15 protein-coding genes are annotated in these 16,606 nt (G+C 58.5%); 8 read left to right on the forward strand and 7 right to left on the reverse strand.

Going from position 1 to position 16,606, the window contains the following annotated elements; genetic code table 11:
* Positions 1–35: 35 nt before the first annotated feature.
* Together J7416_RS05535 and argE are read left to right on the forward strand one after the other, a co-directional pair.
* Positions 36–1,220 carry a M24 family metallopeptidase gene (locus J7416_RS05535; RefSeq protein WP_209223712.1) on the forward strand — a complete coding sequence of 395 codons (1,185 nt, stop codon included), beginning with the start codon at positions 36–38 and terminating at the stop codon, positions 1,218–1,220.
* Positions 1,217–2,374: an acetylornithine deacetylase gene (argE, locus tag J7416_RS05540; protein WP_209223713.1), complete on the forward strand. Its 1,158-nt coding sequence runs from the start codon at positions 1,217–1,219 to the stop codon at positions 2,372–2,374. Before J7416_RS05535 ends, argE begins: the two co-directional genes overlap by 4 nt.
* Here argE and J7416_RS05545 read toward each other — a convergent pair.
* From J7416_RS05545 to J7416_RS05570, 6 genes are read right to left on the reverse strand one after another with little or no spacing between them, the layout of a single operon-like run.
* Positions 2,371–3,237, reverse strand: coding sequence for a DUF1989 domain-containing protein (locus J7416_RS05545; RefSeq protein ID WP_209223714.1), 867 nt, complete (start codon positions 3,235–3,237; stop codon positions 2,371–2,373). The genes argE and J7416_RS05545 overlap by 4 nt on opposite strands.
* Before the next feature lie 43 nt (positions 3,238–3,280).
* Positions 3,281–4,759: an aldehyde dehydrogenase gene (locus J7416_RS05550; protein WP_209223715.1), complete on the reverse strand. Its 1,479-nt coding sequence runs from the start codon at positions 4,757–4,759 to the stop codon at positions 3,281–3,283.
* A gap of 8 nt (positions 4,760–4,767) precedes the next feature.
* Positions 4,768–5,802 carry an LLM class flavin-dependent oxidoreductase gene (locus J7416_RS05555; protein ID WP_209223716.1) on the reverse strand — a complete coding sequence of 345 codons (1,035 nt, stop codon included), beginning with the start codon at positions 5,800–5,802 and terminating at the stop codon, positions 4,768–4,770.
* Positions 5,803–5,814: 12 nt separating this feature from the next.
* Positions 5,815–6,723, reverse strand: coding sequence for a flavin reductase family protein (locus tag J7416_RS05560; RefSeq protein ID WP_209223717.1), 909 nt, complete (start codon positions 6,721–6,723; stop codon positions 5,815–5,817).
* The gene (locus tag J7416_RS05565) at positions 6,720–7,499 is read right to left on the reverse strand and encodes an alpha/beta hydrolase (protein ID WP_209223718.1); all 780 of its coding nucleotides are present in this window, start codon (positions 7,497–7,499) and stop codon (positions 6,720–6,722) included. The genes J7416_RS05560 and J7416_RS05565 overlap by 4 nt, the downstream gene beginning before the upstream one ends.
* Entirely contained in the window at positions 7,471–8,070 is a 600-nt protein-coding gene (locus J7416_RS05570; protein WP_209223719.1) for an amino acid synthesis family protein, read from the reverse strand. Before J7416_RS05570 ends, J7416_RS05565 begins: the two co-directional genes overlap by 29 nt.
* A gap of 107 nt (positions 8,071–8,177) precedes the next feature.
* Here J7416_RS05570 and J7416_RS05575 point away from each other — a divergent pair, with 107 nt between their 5' ends.
* From J7416_RS05575 to J7416_RS05595, 5 genes are all read left to right on the forward strand, one after another.
* Complete coding sequence (locus J7416_RS05575) at positions 8,178–9,041, forward strand: LysR family transcriptional regulator (RefSeq protein ID WP_209223720.1); 864 nt, start codon at positions 8,178–8,180, stop codon at positions 9,039–9,041.
* 77 nt (positions 9,042–9,118) lie between these two features.
* A complete protein-coding gene (locus tag J7416_RS05580; RefSeq protein WP_209223721.1) occupies positions 9,119–10,369 on the forward strand; it encodes a sarcosine oxidase subunit beta family protein in 1,251 nt (416 codons plus the stop codon).
* A gap of 12 nt (positions 10,370–10,381) precedes the next feature.
* Positions 10,382–10,669 carry a sarcosine oxidase subunit delta gene (locus J7416_RS05585; RefSeq protein ID WP_209223722.1) on the forward strand — a complete coding sequence of 96 codons (288 nt, stop codon included), beginning with the start codon at positions 10,382–10,384 and terminating at the stop codon, positions 10,667–10,669.
* Positions 10,666–13,611, forward strand: coding sequence for a sarcosine oxidase subunit alpha family protein (locus J7416_RS05590; RefSeq protein WP_209223723.1), 2,946 nt, complete (start codon positions 10,666–10,668; stop codon positions 13,609–13,611). Before J7416_RS05585 ends, J7416_RS05590 begins: the two co-directional genes overlap by 4 nt.
* The gene (locus J7416_RS05595; protein WP_209223724.1) at positions 13,604–14,164 is read left to right on the forward strand and encodes a sarcosine oxidase subunit gamma; all 561 of its coding nucleotides are present in this window, start codon (positions 13,604–13,606) and stop codon (positions 14,162–14,164) included. Before J7416_RS05590 ends, J7416_RS05595 begins: the two co-directional genes overlap by 8 nt.
* 7 nt (positions 14,165–14,171) lie before the next feature.
* Here J7416_RS05595 and J7416_RS05600 read toward each other — a convergent pair whose 3' ends face one another.
* Entirely contained in the window at positions 14,172–15,176 is a 1,005-nt protein-coding gene (locus tag J7416_RS05600; protein WP_209223725.1) for a GlxA family transcriptional regulator, read from the reverse strand.
* A 252-nt stretch (positions 15,177–15,428) separates the two neighbouring features.
* On the opposite strand from J7416_RS05600, the gene J7416_RS05605 reads away from it, so the two are divergent.
* Positions 15,429–16,463: an AbrB family transcriptional regulator gene (locus J7416_RS05605; RefSeq protein ID WP_209223726.1), complete on the forward strand. Its 1,035-nt coding sequence runs from the start codon at positions 15,429–15,431 to the stop codon at positions 16,461–16,463.
* The last annotated feature ends 143 nt before the right edge of the window (positions 16,464–16,606 follow it).

Here is a 16,606-nt window from a genome sequence, read left to right on the forward strand (position 1 = left end):
CTGTCAATAAAACTCTCCCCAGACAGGAGCACCAAATGCCACATGCAGATCCGGCCTTCAGCCGCGCCGAGTACGACCGCCGATTGGCCAAGACGCGCGCCGCTATGTCTGCCGCGGGGCTGGACGCGATGTTTGTCGAAGATCCATCGAACATGGCATGGCTGACCGGTTATGAAGGCTGGTCGTTCTATGTACACCAAGGCGTTCTGATCTTGCACGACGCCGACCCAATCTGGTGGGGTCGGAAACAGGATGCCAACGGGGCACGTCGAACGGTGTGGATGGCGGATGATCGCATTCATGGCTATGCGGACGAATTCGTACAATCGACGGTTCGCCATCCCATGCAGAATCTTGCTGCGCTTATTTTGGAAATTGGTTTGGCAAAAGGCCGTATCGGCGTTGAACTGGACAATTACTACTATTCAGCCAAGGCGCATCTGACACTGCTGGCGGAACTCCCCAAAGCGGAGTTGATCGACGCAAATGCGTTGGTGAATTGGCAGCGCGCAGTGAAATCTGACGAAGAAATCGCCCTGATGCGCAAGGCCGCTCGGATATCCGAACATGTGATCGACGGCGTTCTGGACCGCATAGAACCGGGCATGCGCAAGAACGACCTCGTCGCGCAGATCTACCATGATGCCATTACCGGAGTTGGTGACGATTGGGGCGATTACGCGGCCATCGTTCCTCTGCTCCCGTCCGGTGCCGACGCTGCAGCCCCACATCTGACATGGGATGGCGCGCCGTTCAAATCGGGTGAGTGCACGTTCTTCGAGCTGTCCGGCTGCTATCGACGGTATCACACGCCGTTCTGTCGTTCGGTGTTTCTGGGTGATCCACCTGATCATCTGCTTCGGGCCGAAACCGCTTTGGTCGAAGGACTTGAGGCCGGGCTTAACGCCGCCCGCGCCGGCAATCAGGCGCGCGATATCGCGATGGCGCTTGCTGCACCGCTGGAACGCGCCGGTATCGAACGCGGTGCGCGGTGTGGGTATCCGATTGGCCTCAGTTATCCGCCGGACTGGGGGGAACGCACAATTTCCCTACGCCCCGAGGATGAGACTGTTCTGGAACCCGGCATGACGTTTCACTTCATGCCCGGCCTTTGGATGGACGATTGGGGCCTTGAAATCACCGAGTCGATCCTGATCACCGAAACCGGGCCTGCCGAGTGTTTCTGCAACCGCCCCAGAAAGCTGTTCGTTAAGCCATGAGCTTGCAAAGATCCAAAGAAATCCTCGCTGACCTGATCGCCTTTGAAACGGTATCAGCGGATTCGAATCTCGACATGATCGGGTATCTGACCCAACGACTAGAGACGCTGGGTGCGCGCTGTATTGAGACCCGCGACGACACCGGCGCAAAGGCCAACGTGTTCGCCACAATGGGGCCGGACAAACCCGGCGGCATCCTGTTGTCCGGACATACGGATGTTGTGCCGGTGGCCGATCAGGACTGGACCACCGATCCGTTTCGGATGGTTGAAACTGACGGCAAGCTTTTCGGTCGTGGAACATGCGACATGAAGGGGTTCATCGCGGCTGCGCTGGCTTTTGGGGAAACAATGGATGCGGACAAGCTGACCCAACCGCTGCACTTTGCCTTCACTTACGACGAAGAGGTCGGCTGTCTTGGCGCGCAAACCCTCGTCAACGATCTGTCCGAGCGTGGCATTGTCCCGGACATCGCAATCATCGGCGAACCTACCGAAATGCGGGTGATCGAGGGTCACAAGGGCTGCTTTGAATACACGACGCGGTTCACAGGTTTAGAGGGGCACAGTTCTGCCCCCGATGATGGGGTGAACGCCGCCGAATACGCCGCGCGTTATATCGGCAAGCTGTTGGAATTGCGCCATATCCTTATGTCACGCGCACCGGCGGACAGCCGGTTCGAGCCGCCTTACACCACGGTTAATGTCGGCCAAATCTCGGGCGGCGTTGCCCACAATGTCATCGCCAGCAAAGCCGAAGTAGCGTGGGAGATGCGCCCCGTTCAGGCAAGCGATGCCGATCTGGTCAAAAAGACGCTTGCCGACTACGTCGAACACTCCCTGCTGCCGGAAATGCAAGCGGTCCACAGCGGCTCAAGCATCTCGCAAGAAGCCATCGCCGAGGTCGAAGGTCTCGAACCAATGGATGTAAACAAAGCTCGCGATCTGGTGGCCGAATTGACGGGGGCGAATGGAACCGGTGTTGTTGCCTTTGCGACTGAGGCCGGTCTGTTTCAGAAACTGGGCGTTCATGCCATTGTCTGCGGTCCGGGTTCTATCGCACAGGCGCACAAGGCGGATGAGTTTCTTGAACTCGAACAGTTGGACCTGTGCTGCAGAATGTTAAAGCGGCTCGGTCAACGCCTGACCGGTTAACCGGTGCCGTGGGTGCGGTCGTACTTTGATCGATCCGGTTGCACATGCGCCGCGCGCGCTGCTTCGCCGGGGTCATAGACTTCCATCAGCAATGGATAACAGGCGGCCGCGTCCGAGGAATGCTCGGACGAGCAATCCCCTCCGGGGCACGCAGACAGACCGACGATCAGATCAATCTCGGCATAGAATTCAAGATAATCGCCAGGCCGCACTGGGCTGGCTTTCATGAAATACTGGCCGGTGTCGCGCGTAAATCCGGTGCACATGAACACGTTCAGAACGTCATGGACCAGCATCTCGGCCTCGTGCAAAGGCAAGTCGCAATGGCTGGACAGCGCACGTGTCAAATTCGAGTGGCAGCAATAGTGATAGTCATCGCCGGACAGCAAACGCCCCGTATACGGATCGCACCGCGTACCGATCACATCATGGACCGAGCCGCCATAGGTATCGAACCCGTACCAATCCAGAGTATCTGCAACGATGGTCGCCATTGGTCGCATGTTGGGGAAACTCGACCACATCCGATCGCCGGTCGACAGATGCGTGCCATGAAGCGCACGGGTTTTGCCCGAATAAAACCGCTCGGTCAGGTCATGCTTGTTCCACATGTTCAGATCGCCAACCTGCGGGCCATCGACCGAAACCACCCGGACAAACGCGCCTGCGGGCACTTCGATACAGGCCGCATCGCGCGGCGCGGCGGTGGCCTCGGCCGTTTTGACGGCCCCCTCGCGCAACATCGCCAAACTGGTCAGGTCTGGCGGATCGAGCGTTTCTGGCGGGTAGCAGATGACCGGCGCAATGGCTTTGCGGTCGGCGGCATCAAGCGGCGGTGGGAAGTTTGGTTTTGCAAGTTTCAAGATCGCCTCCCTTCCCGGCCTAAAGCCCTGCTTTTGCGAATCTCTAGCGCATTATGAAGGGGTTCGCCATTGGCTCTTGCGCCGTACTGATCCAGGTCGTCTTGGTTCTGGTGTAGTCCAAGATCGCCTCAACCCCCGCCTCGCGACCGTATCCGGACTGATTGAAGCCCCCGAACGGTGCTATTGGAGATATTGCACGATAGGTATTCACCCAGCAGATCCCGGCACGAATGCGTTTCGACACGCGATGCGCACGCGCAAGGTTCTGTGTGAACACACCCGAGCCCAGCCCGTATGGCGTGCTGTTGGCCAACGTGATGGCCTCTTCTTCGGTGTCGAATGGCAGTAGTGACATCACCGGACCGAACATTTCAATTTTCAGCGTTTCGGTCTCGGGCGACTTGCACTCGACCAAAGTGGGGTTCATGTAGTTTCCGGGACGATCCGCGGGTTCTCCGCCAAAGTGGATAACAGCACCCTGCCCCCGCGCTTTGCCCAGGGTGTCTTCAATCTTGCGGACCTGCGCCGCCGTGCACAGCGGGCCGACATGAGTTTCAGGCTGCAACGGATCGCCCAGCCGGATGGCACTGGCCTTTTCTGCGATCCGCTCGACAATAGGTGCAAGGATAGATCGGTGGACCAACCCCCGTGTTCCCGCCACGCAACTTTGGCCTGATGCGCCAAAGTTACCCGCAATCAAGCCATTTGCGGCACCGTCCAGATCGGCATCTTCGAACACGAGGATCGGTGACTTGCCGCCGAGTTCCAGCGAGGTCACAGCGAAATTCTCGGCCGAGTTACGCACCACATGGCGCGCAGTCTCTGGCCCGCCGGTAAAGGCAATCCGATCGACATCCGGATGCCGAGTCAGCGGGATGGCGCAGTTTTCGGCGTCGCCAGTGATGACCGAAACCACACCGGGCGGGAACCCGGCCTGTTCAATAAGCTTTGCGAATTCCAGCATCGGTGCCGGCGCGATTTCCGACGCCTTCAGTACAACCGAACATCCTGCGGCCAACGCCGGGCCAAGCTTGGTCGCAGTCAAGAACATCTGGGCGTTCCACGGCACAATCGCCGCAACAACACCAATCGGTTCGCGCGTAGTAAAGACGTGCATGTCCGGCTTATCGATGGGCAGAACCGTACCTTCGATCTTGTCGGCAAGCCCCGCAAAGTAACGGTAGTAGTCGGCGACATACCCGGTCTGCGCTGCGGTTTCTGCCAGCAGCTTACCGCTGTCGGTTGTCTCCAGCTCACCCAAGTGGCCAGCGTTCTCGGCCACCAAATCGGCAAGACGATACAGCAGTTTTCCCCGTTGGGTCTGCGTCATGTCCCGCCATTCAGGGTCATCGAGGACCCGCTTGGCAGCAGCAATAGCGCGGTCGACATCCTGAGGCGCGGCACAGGCGAACGTGGCCCATCCCTGCCCTGTTGCAGGGTTTTCCGACGTCATCACCTGCGCGTCCGAGCCTTCGGTCCAGACACCGTCAATGAACAGCTGAAAATGCGGTAGATTTCCCATGATCGTCCTCACTGAAATGCTGGCATGACGTCGTCGATGAAGCGCGCCAGCGAGGCGCGTTTGCGTTCGTTGGTCATGCCGCTGTCGACCCAGAACGAGAACTCATCATAGCCCAGATCTTCGTATCGTTTGAGCCGATCGATCACTTGCTGGGCCGTTCCAACCGTCAAATCCTGCGCCAGCTTCTCGTTGGTATACATCGGGTTTGCGTCCATTTCTGCCGCCGAGATCGGATCGATCAGACCCTGTTGGATTGGTCGCTTGTTCAGGAACCACGCGCCAAAGTAATTGTAGTACCGTCGCAGGTCCTGCACGCCCTGTGCCACGTCCTCGTCATCTGATCCGACATAGGTGTGGTGCAGCAGCATGATCTTTGGACGAGCCCCTGAATAGCTGTCGCACGCATCGTTGAACCGACTCATCAGCGTCTCAATCTCCTCCATGCCCTGCCACAACGGCGTGACTTGAATATTGAACCCATTGTGGACACCGAATTCGTGGCTGTTGGGGTCCCTTGCGGCAATCCAGATCGGCGGCCCGTCTTCCTGAAAGGGTTTCGGGGCCGAGGTTGCGGCGGGGAAAGAATAAAACTCGCCTTCGTGGGCACAATCGCCCTGCCAGATCTGCGGCAACAAAGGCGTAGACTCGCGCATTCTCTGACCTGCTTCCCAAGCATCCATCCCTGGCATCAGGCGTTCGTACTCATAGGAATATGCGCCGCGTGCCACACCCAGTTCGATGCGCCCTTTTGTCATCTGATCCGCTGCTGCGGCTTCGCCCGCAAGTTTTATGGGATGCCAGAACGGAGCGATCACGGTCCCCGTCCCCAACCGCACATTACGTGTGTGATGCGCAAGGTCGACCAGAGACAAGAACGGATTGGGTGCGATAGTGAACTCCATCCCGTGATGCTCGCCCGTCCAGACCGCTCGCATTCCTCCGTCGTCTGCCATTTTCACCAAACTCACGAACTCGTCGTACAGAACATCGTGCGGCTGGTCCGGTGTCAGACGTTCCACGTGGGCAAACAGTGAAAACTCCATCAAATGGCTCCTTTACCGAAAACTGTGAATTTCGCCGCGTTCGGCGTCGCCCAGGTACAGCCCGAAAACGCCTTCGCGGGCTTCGACGGCATAGCGGGTCATCATGTGTTGGATTCCAGGCGCGGCGTATGTCAGATCAGGCAGGTCACCCACGTTTACCCATTCCGCACCATCCGTCGGAGAGTTCCCGTCAGAAGACGCCAGGAAAAACGTGTAGTGCAGGTTTGTTTCGGTATCGCTGAACGAAGAATAGACCTGCTCAATCTGCGCGCTGATACCGCGACCCGACAATCCCTCTGCCAGCCTGTTGCGCTGCCCGCCGGGTTCGACACCAGCAATCTGTACTGGGCGCAGAGCGCCGTCTTTTTGTTCGAGCAGAACCTTGCCGTTGGCTTCGACAATCGCCCCGCAGATTGTGGGCACCTTGGCATCCATCTCGCGTTCCAAACCAAGGCTGAAATAGGATCCGTTTACGTAGCCGAGACCGTTGCCCCTGGCGTGATGAAACGCATTCACCTTGCCGATCAGAACCGTGTGATCTCCGGCCGGAACGGCCTGATGCGTTTCGCAGCAGAACTGCGCCAATGCGTCGTCGATCAGAGGTAAGTTGTGATGGCCCTCGCTATGGGCCGTCTTCGCGAAACGATCACCCTTGAAGCCCGCAAACGTGTTCGACACGTCTTGCTGGCCGTCGGCCAATATGTTCACGGCGAAATGCGTGCATTCGGCAAAAACGTCGTGGCTCGACAGGAACTTTCCGGGGCACACAAGCAACAAGGGTGGATCGAGGGACACGGACGAGAATGAGTTGGCGGTGAAACCAACCGGCGCTCCGGACCTGTCACGGGTGGTGACGACCGTTACGCCCGTCATGAAACTTCCGAACGCATCGCGCAGGGCTCGGGTATCGATTTCTGTCATGGCAGGCACCTCCGAACAAAACGCAGCAAACTGGAATTGACCTCGGACGGATGCGTCATAGGCATCATATGCGCGGCGTTTGCGATGATCTCTGCCTGCCCTTTCTGCGCCAAGCGGGCCATGTCGCGAGACATCCGGGGAGTCGAGTTTGGCTCTTTCTCACCGGTGATAAAGAGAGCGGGACATTCAATTTGCGCCAATTGCGCATCTGCCAGCCCGTCATTTTCAGCGAAGACGGTGTAAGCCGCCTTGTACCCGGCCGGATTGACCTCTTTGAGCCAACGCAAACAGGCGGCATGTTCGTCTGACGGATTGTCACCGAACCAACGCTTCAACGTCGCAGTCGGGTCATTCGTCCCCGTGTCATCCAACGCAGCAGCACGTGCCAGGACCGCCTGACGGGCGTCCGGTGAACGCCGGTAGACCGCGTTCAGCGCCGCTACACCCTTCACCCGTTTGTGGCCGGACGCCGCGATAAACAGTGCAATCAATGCACCCATCGAATGGCCAACCAGTACGACCGGTTCGTCTATTAAGTCCTTGATCGGACAAGCGTAACCTTCCAACCCGCAGGCATTGCGAAACTTAGTGCCCCCATGTCCGGGCATATCAGGGCACAAAACCCGATACCCGGCCGCGCTGAGTGTGTCGATCTGTGCGCCCCAAGCTTCGGCCCGCAGCCCAACACCGTGGAGCATCATCACAAGCGGACCCTGACCCGCCTCAATTGCGGCAAGATCGCCGATGTCAGACCGAGGCCGGGTTGTCCACGTCATGGCCCAGATCCTTCAAGTCCTGATAACGGTCTCCGATACGGTGATGGGGGCGGCCCGAGGTCGCGCCACCAAGAACCACGACAATCTCATCCGCGCGCGGAGCATCGGGAATGGCGAATTGCAGCGTCAGGTAATGTGACCGGCGACCCGCGTCATTCTTGTCCATCAATGGCACCATAATCGGTGCGTTCGCGGCCCCCCGGGTATTAGTGAATGACAGGTATGACTTGGCACCAACCGCTTGCCGGAAGATGTTCCCAAAGTGCAACGTGTGGATCAGCCCCGAGGCATGTTCGACCTCACCGTCCAAACCCACAACTGCGGCTTTTCCATAGGCTTCGATCGCATCGCCATCTCCGGCAAGTGCGATCATCCGACTGGTCAGTTCGTTCCCCAGGATCGGACCATAAGCGAGAATTTCCGGGCGCAGATCCTCGACATACCGGCCTGCCCAAGGGTTCGCGACAACCGCCGCCACAGCAAACATACGCCACGGACGATCTGCCTTGCGGTATCCTTCGACAAATACTTCCTCATCGAATGTCACGATTTTTCGAATTTCCGGCTGCACGGTGCCCCCCAATCTTGTGTTTGGGAAATATCTTTTACCGGCCTGCTCTTTGACAAACGAAAGAAGTTGGGTCTTAGGTATTAGCAGCACTACTAGGTGACTTTCAGATGCCCAAAGCCCTGCCCCCCCTGACATGGTTCCGATCCTTCGAAGCTGCGGCCCGGAGGCTCAGCTCAACCGCTGCGGCGGACGAAATCGGATTGACCCAGTCCGCTGTCAGCCAGCAGATCAGATCGCTGGAATCGCGGCTTGGTGTTGTGTTGTTTCATCGGCATCCGCGCGGCCTCTCTCTGACGGATGAGGGTCGCAAACTGCTGCCTCAGGTCGAAGCCGCGCTTGAGACGCTGCAAAGCGCGGCCTCGCCTTACCTGACCGAAGAACGCGCGCGGCACGTCACTGTGGCGGCCTCGATCAGTGTGATTGAATGGATAATCTCTCCGGTCTTGCCCAGGTTCCAGGAGCGGCACCCAGACACCTCAGTGCGTTTCGTCAGCACAATCTGGCCTGATGAGTATTCTGCGCTGCGGGCAGATGTCGAAATCCGGTTCGGATCGGAAAAACAGGTCGGGCGGGACGCGCTTCCGTTACAGCCCAATACCCTTATCGCCGTTAAGGCACCCGGTCTGAGTGGAGAGTTCAAGGACCTGCCCCTGATCGAAGCCGTCGGGACATCTGACAACTGGGCGTCTTGGTCCGAAGCCACAGGCCATACGATCCACACACCGGCATATTTTGTCGATTCCTATGGCTTGGCCCTGCAACTGGCGTCGACCGGTAACGGGGTGGCACTTGTGAATTCCTTGGTTGCGCAAAATGCTCTGAATGCCGGTCAGGTTGAGCGCATATCCCACGCATCTGCGCCAGCCACCGAGGGTTATTTTCTTGCCAAGCAAAGCGCGACACCCGAAGCGGACGCATTCGTCTCGTGGTTTTTGCAATTGATCCCGGATACCGCGCCCGAAAGGGTCTGATTCAGACATACCGATGTCGCATCTGAGGATATCACCCGACGGTAAAATAGTGAATTCTGGCGAAAAAGGTCCGATTCATGCGATATTCCGGCTTTCGAGTCATCAAAGAGGCGCTTACCGGCCACAAAGGGTGGAAACCGGTCTGGCGTGACCCCGAACCCAAGGCCCAGTACGACATCATCGTTATTGGTGGTGGCGGTCACGGGCTGGCAACTGCACATTACCTGTCCAAGGTCTATGGCCAGCGCAATGTCGCCGTTGTCGAGAAAGGCTGGATCGGTGGCGGCAATGTCGGGCGGAACACGACCATCGTGCGCTCGAACTACATGCTGGACGGGAATGAACCGTTCTATGAGTTCTCGATGAAATTGTGGGAAGGGTTGGAGCAAGACCTGAACTACAACGCGATGATGAGCCAGCGCGGGATCCTCAACCTGTTCCATTCTGATGCGCAACGTGATGCCTATACCCGCCGCGGCAATGCGATGATCCTGCACGGCGCAGATGCCGAGCTGCTGGATGCCGATCAGGTGCGTAAGGAACACCCCTATCTGAATTTCGACGACGCGCGCTTTCCGATCATGGGCGGTCTAGTACAACGCCGGGCCGGAACCGCACGTCATGACGCGGTCGCTTGGGGCTTTGCCCGGTCCGCTGACAGCCACGGTGTCGATATCATCCAGAATTGTGAGGTCACGGGCCTGCGCATTGAAAACGGCAAATGTCTGGGTGTTGAGACCTCAAAAGGCTTTATCGGTGCCAATAAAGTCGGGTGCGCTGTAGCCGGAAACTCGGGCCGTGTGATGGGTATGGCGGGTATGCGCCTGCCGATCGAAAGCCACGTGTTGCAGGCATTTGTGTCTGAAGGGCTGAAACCGGTTCTGCCCAGCGTCATCACCTATGGTGCCGGCCATTTCTATATCAGTCAGTCTGATAAAGGCGGGTTGGTTTTTGGTGGCGACATTGACGGCTATAACACTTATGCCCAACGCGGCAACCTGCCCGTGGTCGAAGACGTCTGCGAAGGTGGTGTCTCTCTGATGCCGGTGATCAGCCGCGCCCGCCTGCTGCGGATGTGGGGCGGTGTGATGGACATGTCGATGGACGGCTCGCCCATCATCGACCACACCCCGGTCGAAGGGCTCTACTTCAATGGCGGCTGGTGCTATGGCGGGTTCAAGGCGACCCCGGCCTCGGGCCATTGCTTTGCGCATCTGCTGGCCAAGGACGAACCGCACCCCGTTGCCACAGCCTATCGTCTCGACCGGTTCAAAACCGGCCGGATGATCGACGAACGCGGCGCGGGCAACCAGCCCAACTTGCACTAAGGGGAGCTAGACATGATTATCAACCATCCCCTTCTGGGCCCGCGTGACGCCGCTGAATTCACCTATCTGGGTGATGCGTCCCTGATCGATCGTCCCGATTGGCAAGCCGAAGACGCGGCCGAGGCGTTCTATGATTACGCCTACCTGCGCGACAACCCAGCAGGCGAACACAAAGAGCTGTGGTACCACGAAGCAGGCGACCGGTCATGGCTGGTCGTGACTCGCGACACGACCACACACGAGATTTCCAAGGTAGAACTGGCCCGCGACGTGGCCCGCGCGCGGGGGCGATCCAAATGACGCAAAACAATCGACTGAGCGGCGGCCAGATCGACCGCGACACCACTCTGAACTTTCGCTTCGACAATCGCAGCTTTACCGCCCATCCCGGCGATACGCTGGCCTCGGCGCTGCTGGCAAATGACGTGCGGCTGATCGGGCGGTCGTTCAAGTATCACCGCCCGCGCGGGCTACTGACAGCCGGATCCGAGGAACCCAATGGCATCGTCGAGCTGCGCACCGGTGCGCGAAAAGAACCCAACACCCGCGCCACGACAATCGAGATGTTCGACGGGCTTGAGGCAAGCTCGCAAAACCGCTGGCCCAGCCTGAAGTTCGATGCATTGGGCGTGAACGATCTGTTTTCGAATTTCCTGTCGGCCGGGTTTTACTACAAAACCTTCATGTGGCCAGCGGCCTTTTGGGAAAAGGTCTATGAGCCGATCATCCGCCGTGCCGCGGGTCTTGGGTCGTTGTCGGCGGAAGCTGATCCAGATGAGTACGACAAAGGCTTTCGCCACTGTGATCTGCTGATCATTGGCGCGGGTCCATCCGGTTTGATGGCAGCCCTGACCGCCGGACGCGCCGGTGCGGATGTCATTCTGGCGGACGAAGACTTTCAGTTTGGCGGGCGGTTGAACAGCGAAACGTTCTCGTTAGGCGAGCAGAACGCCAGCGATTGGGCCACGCAGGCCGTGGCCGAGCTGTCGACCATGCCCAACGTTCGTCTGATGCCCAGAACCACCGTTATTGGAGCGTTCGATCACGGCATCTATGGCGCGGTCGAGCGGACCGGCGACCACCTGCCCACCCTTCCTGCGGGCAAACCGCGCCAAATCCTGTGGCGCATCTACACCAAGAAAGCGTTGCTGTGCGCAGGCGCGACCGAACGGCCCATTGTGTTCGAAAACAACGACCGCCCCGGCATCATGATGGCCAGTGCGCTTCGGACCTATGCCAACAGGTTTGCCGTCACAACCGCGCCACGTGTGGCAATCTTCACCAACAATGATGACGGCCACCGGACTGCCGCTGATCTGCACGCCAAGGGCGTTCACATTTGCGCGGTGATTGACGTTCGCGAGGACGCACCGGTCAACTATGACTACGAAGTCCTGAGCGGTGCGCGCGTCATTGATACCAAGGGGCGCTTGGGATTGACCTTTGTCGAGGTCGCCCTGCCCGACGGTTCGACCCGCACGCTGGACTGCGGTGCGCTGGGCGTATCCGGCGGATGGAATCCGAATGTTCACCTGACCTGCCATCAGCGCGGCCGCCCGGTCTGGAACGAGGCCCTGGCCGCTTTCGTACCGGGGTCGAACCTGCCGGTTGGCCTGTCGGTCGCCGGAGCCGCGAACGGCCAAATGTCGACCCATGGCGCGCTGCAATCAGGTGCCGAGGGCGCTGTGGCGGCACTAGACCTGAAAGGCGTGTTGCCTGACCTGCCCGAGGCCGAAGACGCGCCAATCGCACAGAAACCGTTCTGGTATGTTGAAGGCTGCAAACGGGCCTGGGTCGACCAACAGAACGATGTGACCGTCAAAGACGTCAAGCTGAGCTATCAAGAGGGTTTCAAGTCCGTCGAGCACCTCAAGCGCTATACAACGCTGGGCATGGCGACCGATCAGGGCAAAACCTCGAACATCACCGGCCTGGCAATCATGGCCGAGGTTGCCGGAAAATCGATCCCTGAAACCGGAACAACGATCTTTCGTCCGCCTTACACACCGGTTCCGATCGGTGCCTTCGCGGGTCGGATGAAGGGACAAGAGTTCCACCCAACCCGCCTGACGCCTTCGCACCACTGGGCGAAAGAACGCGGCGCGGTCTTTGTCGAGGCCGGTAACTGGCTGCGCGCGCAGTGGTTCCCGTTGCCCGGTGAAACGCACTGGCGGGAATCTGTTGACCGTGAGGTTCGCCAGACCCGCGCTTCGGTCGGCGTTTGCGATTGTACGACACTGGGCAAGATCGACGTGCAAGGCACCGATGCGGCCGAGTTTCTGAACCGGGTCTATGCCAATGCGTTCGCCAAGCTGGCCGTGGGCAAAACACGTTATGGCCTGATGCTGCGCGAAGACGGCATGGTCATGGACGACGGAACCGCGGCGCGTCTGGCCGAGGACCATTTTGTCGTCACAACCACCACGGCCAACGCCGTCGGCGTCTATCGCCACATGGAATTCGTGCGCCAGTGCCTGTTCCCGGATATGGACGTACAGCTGATCTCGACCACCGAATCCTGGGCGCAATATGCGGTCGCAGGTCCGAACTCGCGCAAGCTCTTGCAAAAGATTGTCGACCCCGAGTTCGACATCTCGAACGAGGCTTTCCCGTTCATGGCCTGCAGCAACATCACCGTCTGCGGCGGGTTGCGGGCACGGTTGTTCCGGATTTCGTTCTCAGGCGAACTCGCGTTCGAAATTGCTGTGCCAGCACGCTATGGCGATGCGCTTATGCGGCGGTTGATGGCCGAGGGCGAAGAGTTTGATGTGGTCCCATATGGCACCGAGGCGCTGGGTGTGATGCGGATCGAAAAAGGCCACGCGGCAGGCAACGAACTGAACGGGACCACCACGGCGCTTAATCTGGGCATGGGCAAGATGGTGTCCAAGAAGAAGGACAGCATCGGATCGGTTCTTTCCGAACGTGAGGCATTGGTTGAACCGGATGTCCTGCGGCTGGTTGGCATCAAACCTGTTTCGCCCGATGAAAAGATCACCCCCGGTGGCCATCTGATGAACATTGCAGGTCCGGTCGACGCGGCCAATGACCAGGGCTATGCCACTTCGGCCGCATATTCCCCCATTCTGAACAGCAGTATCGGGCTGGCGCTGTTGAAGGACGGTGCAAATCGGATGGGTGAGAAAATGCGCCTTGTGTCGCCCCTGACCGATCTGACTGTCGAGGTTGAAATCGTATCAGCCCATTTCGTTGACCCTGAAGGAGAGCGTCTGCGTGCATGATCTAGTTGCAATAACCGCATTGGGCGGGACCACGCCGCGTGTTGACACTGTAGCCGGGGTCACATGCACAGAAAATCCGAGCGTTGCACTCGCATCCGTAGCAGCGCGCCGTGGACAGGAAGCCAAGGCCCAAGCGGCTTTGGCGAAATTGATCGATGCCTCTGCGCCAGATGTCGAACAACACGCCGGAGGCACGATCGCCGCCTTTTGGTCCGGCCCAGATCAATGGATGGTCGAGGCCCCTTTCGACAGCCACGAAGACCTCGCCCTTCAGGTCAAATCGGCCGTGGGCGACACTGCTTCGGTGACCGAACAGACAGACGCGTGGACCCGGTTTGATCTTGCGGGCGACCCATTGGCGTCCGTGTTAGAATTGTTGTGCATGCTTGATCTGCGCAAGATCAGCGCGGGCAGCGTCTCGCGCTGCTCGATCCACCATGTCGGCTGCTTTGTTCTTTGTCGGTCATCGGAGGCGTTCAGCATCTACGGCCCGCGATCTTCGGCAGGCTCTTTGCATCATGCTATTGTCACGGCGATGCGATCAGCCCTTTAGGGACGCCTCAGACTGACGGCAAAGGCGCATTGTCTTCGACGCGGAATCGATTGATTCTGCGTCGATCTTCGCTGGGACTGACCCCAAAAGCAGATCGGTAATGCGTGACCAACGGTGCGACAGATCCGTATCCTATGGCCGCGGCAATCTCTGCAATCGGGTCTTTTGTGTAAACAACCATCTGCCGCGCCGCCTTCATCCGCATGGCACGGTAGTAGTGGCTGGGGCTTTGCCCCGTCGCCTGTTTGAACGCCCGTTCCACCTGGCGCGGGGTTACACCAATTGTCCGGGCCACGTCTGCAATCGAAATCGGATCACTCATATTCCCGGCAAACAGGTCAACGCAGCGAGACACCAAAGGCGGAAGGCTGTCGCCGGTATCCGGCATGGTCGCGGCCGGAACCTGTTGGCGCACCCCTGCCCCGCGCATCATCGGGTGCTGAAACCAGCAAGCGACCTCGTGAGCGACATCACCGCCCAAACGCTCCTCGATCAGATGCAGGGCCAGGTCGAACCCGGCCGCCGCCCCGGCCGCCGTGTAGCGCGTCGAGGTCTTTACGATCACCTCGCTGCGGGCGTCGACCTCGGGGAATTCGGCCAAAAAAGCAGCCTCATAACACCAGTGAACTGAAACGGGTTGCCCTCTCATCACACCGGACCGCACCAGAGGGAAAACTCCGCCGCTGATCCCACCCAGAACGGAACCGTGACGCCCAAGGCTGCGCAATGCGCCATTGCCCATGGATGCATCATCAAAACCTGATGTTGGGCTGCTGAGTAGAAACAGGATGTCGATGACCTTGCAAGCAGCCAACGACCGCTCGGCCTCAAAGCGGACCCCCGCACTGGATTTGACCTTTTGCCCATGCTCGGACAGCAACGTCCAACAGAACGCCTCTTGCCCGGCGATTTCATTGGCCGCCCGCAATGGCTCGATCACCGAGGTCAGGCAGGCCATCGGAAAGCCGTCAAACAGCAAAAACCCGATTTCGATTCTGTCATCCTTACGCATAAGGCCGTCCTAACAGGAATTCCGCATCCGCCCTATACGCTACGGAAACTACATGTCACTTCGCACGCTTGTGCGCGAAAACAGTCATTGGGACTTAAGTCACATTCAATAGGCAAAAATCCGCAGTGTCATATTGAGATATTTTGGGCCGGGTCATTGCAATCACTTCAATATTGTATACAACTGCATACATCTTAGACTCAACCCAGATGGACCCCGTCTTTGGCCTCCGCACGTCCGCACTCTTCAGCAATGTTTCAAAGACTGAACACGCTTCTGATTGCCGGATTGGGCACTGCAGTGTTCTGGTTTTTGAACCTGCCGCTGCCTTTTCTGTTTGGCCCAATGTCGGCCTGTCTCATCGCGGCACTGGCACATGCACCCATTCGGGATTTCGGTCAGGTCTCGGTTGCCGCCAGAACGATTCTTGGTGTCGCAGTCGGCGCATCCATAACCCCCAGCCTGTTTGCTGAACTGCCCAAGATGGCAACGTCGCTTTTGCTGGTCCCCGTCTTTATCCTGCTCATTGCGTTGGTTGGCGTTCCATTCTTCCGCAAATTCTGGGGGTTTGATGACACAACCGCTTTTTATGCAGCAATGCCCGGCGGCTTTCAGGACATGGTCATCTTTGGCGCCGAGGCCGGGGCCAATCCGCGCGTGCTGTCCTTGGTGCACGGAACACGTGTTCTGATCATTGTCACGTTGGCCCCCATCTTTCTGACCGTGTTTTATGGGGCCGAGTTGACCAATCCCCTCGGCGAACCGGCCTCGGCCCTGCCTCCCCACGAACTGGCTCTCATGGTCATCGCAGCCTTTATCGGCTGGAAGGGCGGAGAGAAGATTGGTTTGTTCGGTGCCTCTATCCTCGGACCATTGATCCTGACTGCGGCACTGTCACTCGGGGATTTTGTTCATACACGTCCTCCGCGTGAGGCGATTTTGTTCGCGCAGTTCTTCATCGGGTGTGGAATTGGCGTCAAATTTGTTGGCGTTACCTGGTCAGAGCTCCGGCGCGTTGTGGCCGCAGGGTTCACGTATGTTATCCTGCTGGCCGTGCTGGCCGCAGCTTTCACAATCCTGGTCACAGCAATCGGACTGGGCCAACCGGTCGAAGCTTTCCTGGCCTTTGCGCCCGGCGGTCAGGCTGAAATGACGGTTTTGGCCATCGTGTCGGGTGCGGATTTGGGGTATGTGGTCACGCACCACCTGACGCGTATCGTCGTGGTGATCATTGGCGCGCCAATTGCGGCCAGCCTTCTTGTGCGCTGGTCCAAATCTGGGAAATAGCCATCGGGTTGCCGTGTTTCCGACTGACGGACCTTCACTCTTTCCAGTTGAAGACCCGGCGAACCGATCAATCCTTTCTGTTTACAGGCGAAGGCGCAGGTCCTTAGTATCAAATCACTTTATTCCTATGTTTAAATCATGGA

The organism is Ruegeria sp. R14_0 (assembly GCF_017743975.1).
Lineage (GTDB): Bacteria > Pseudomonadota > Alphaproteobacteria > Rhodobacterales > Rhodobacteraceae > Ruegeria.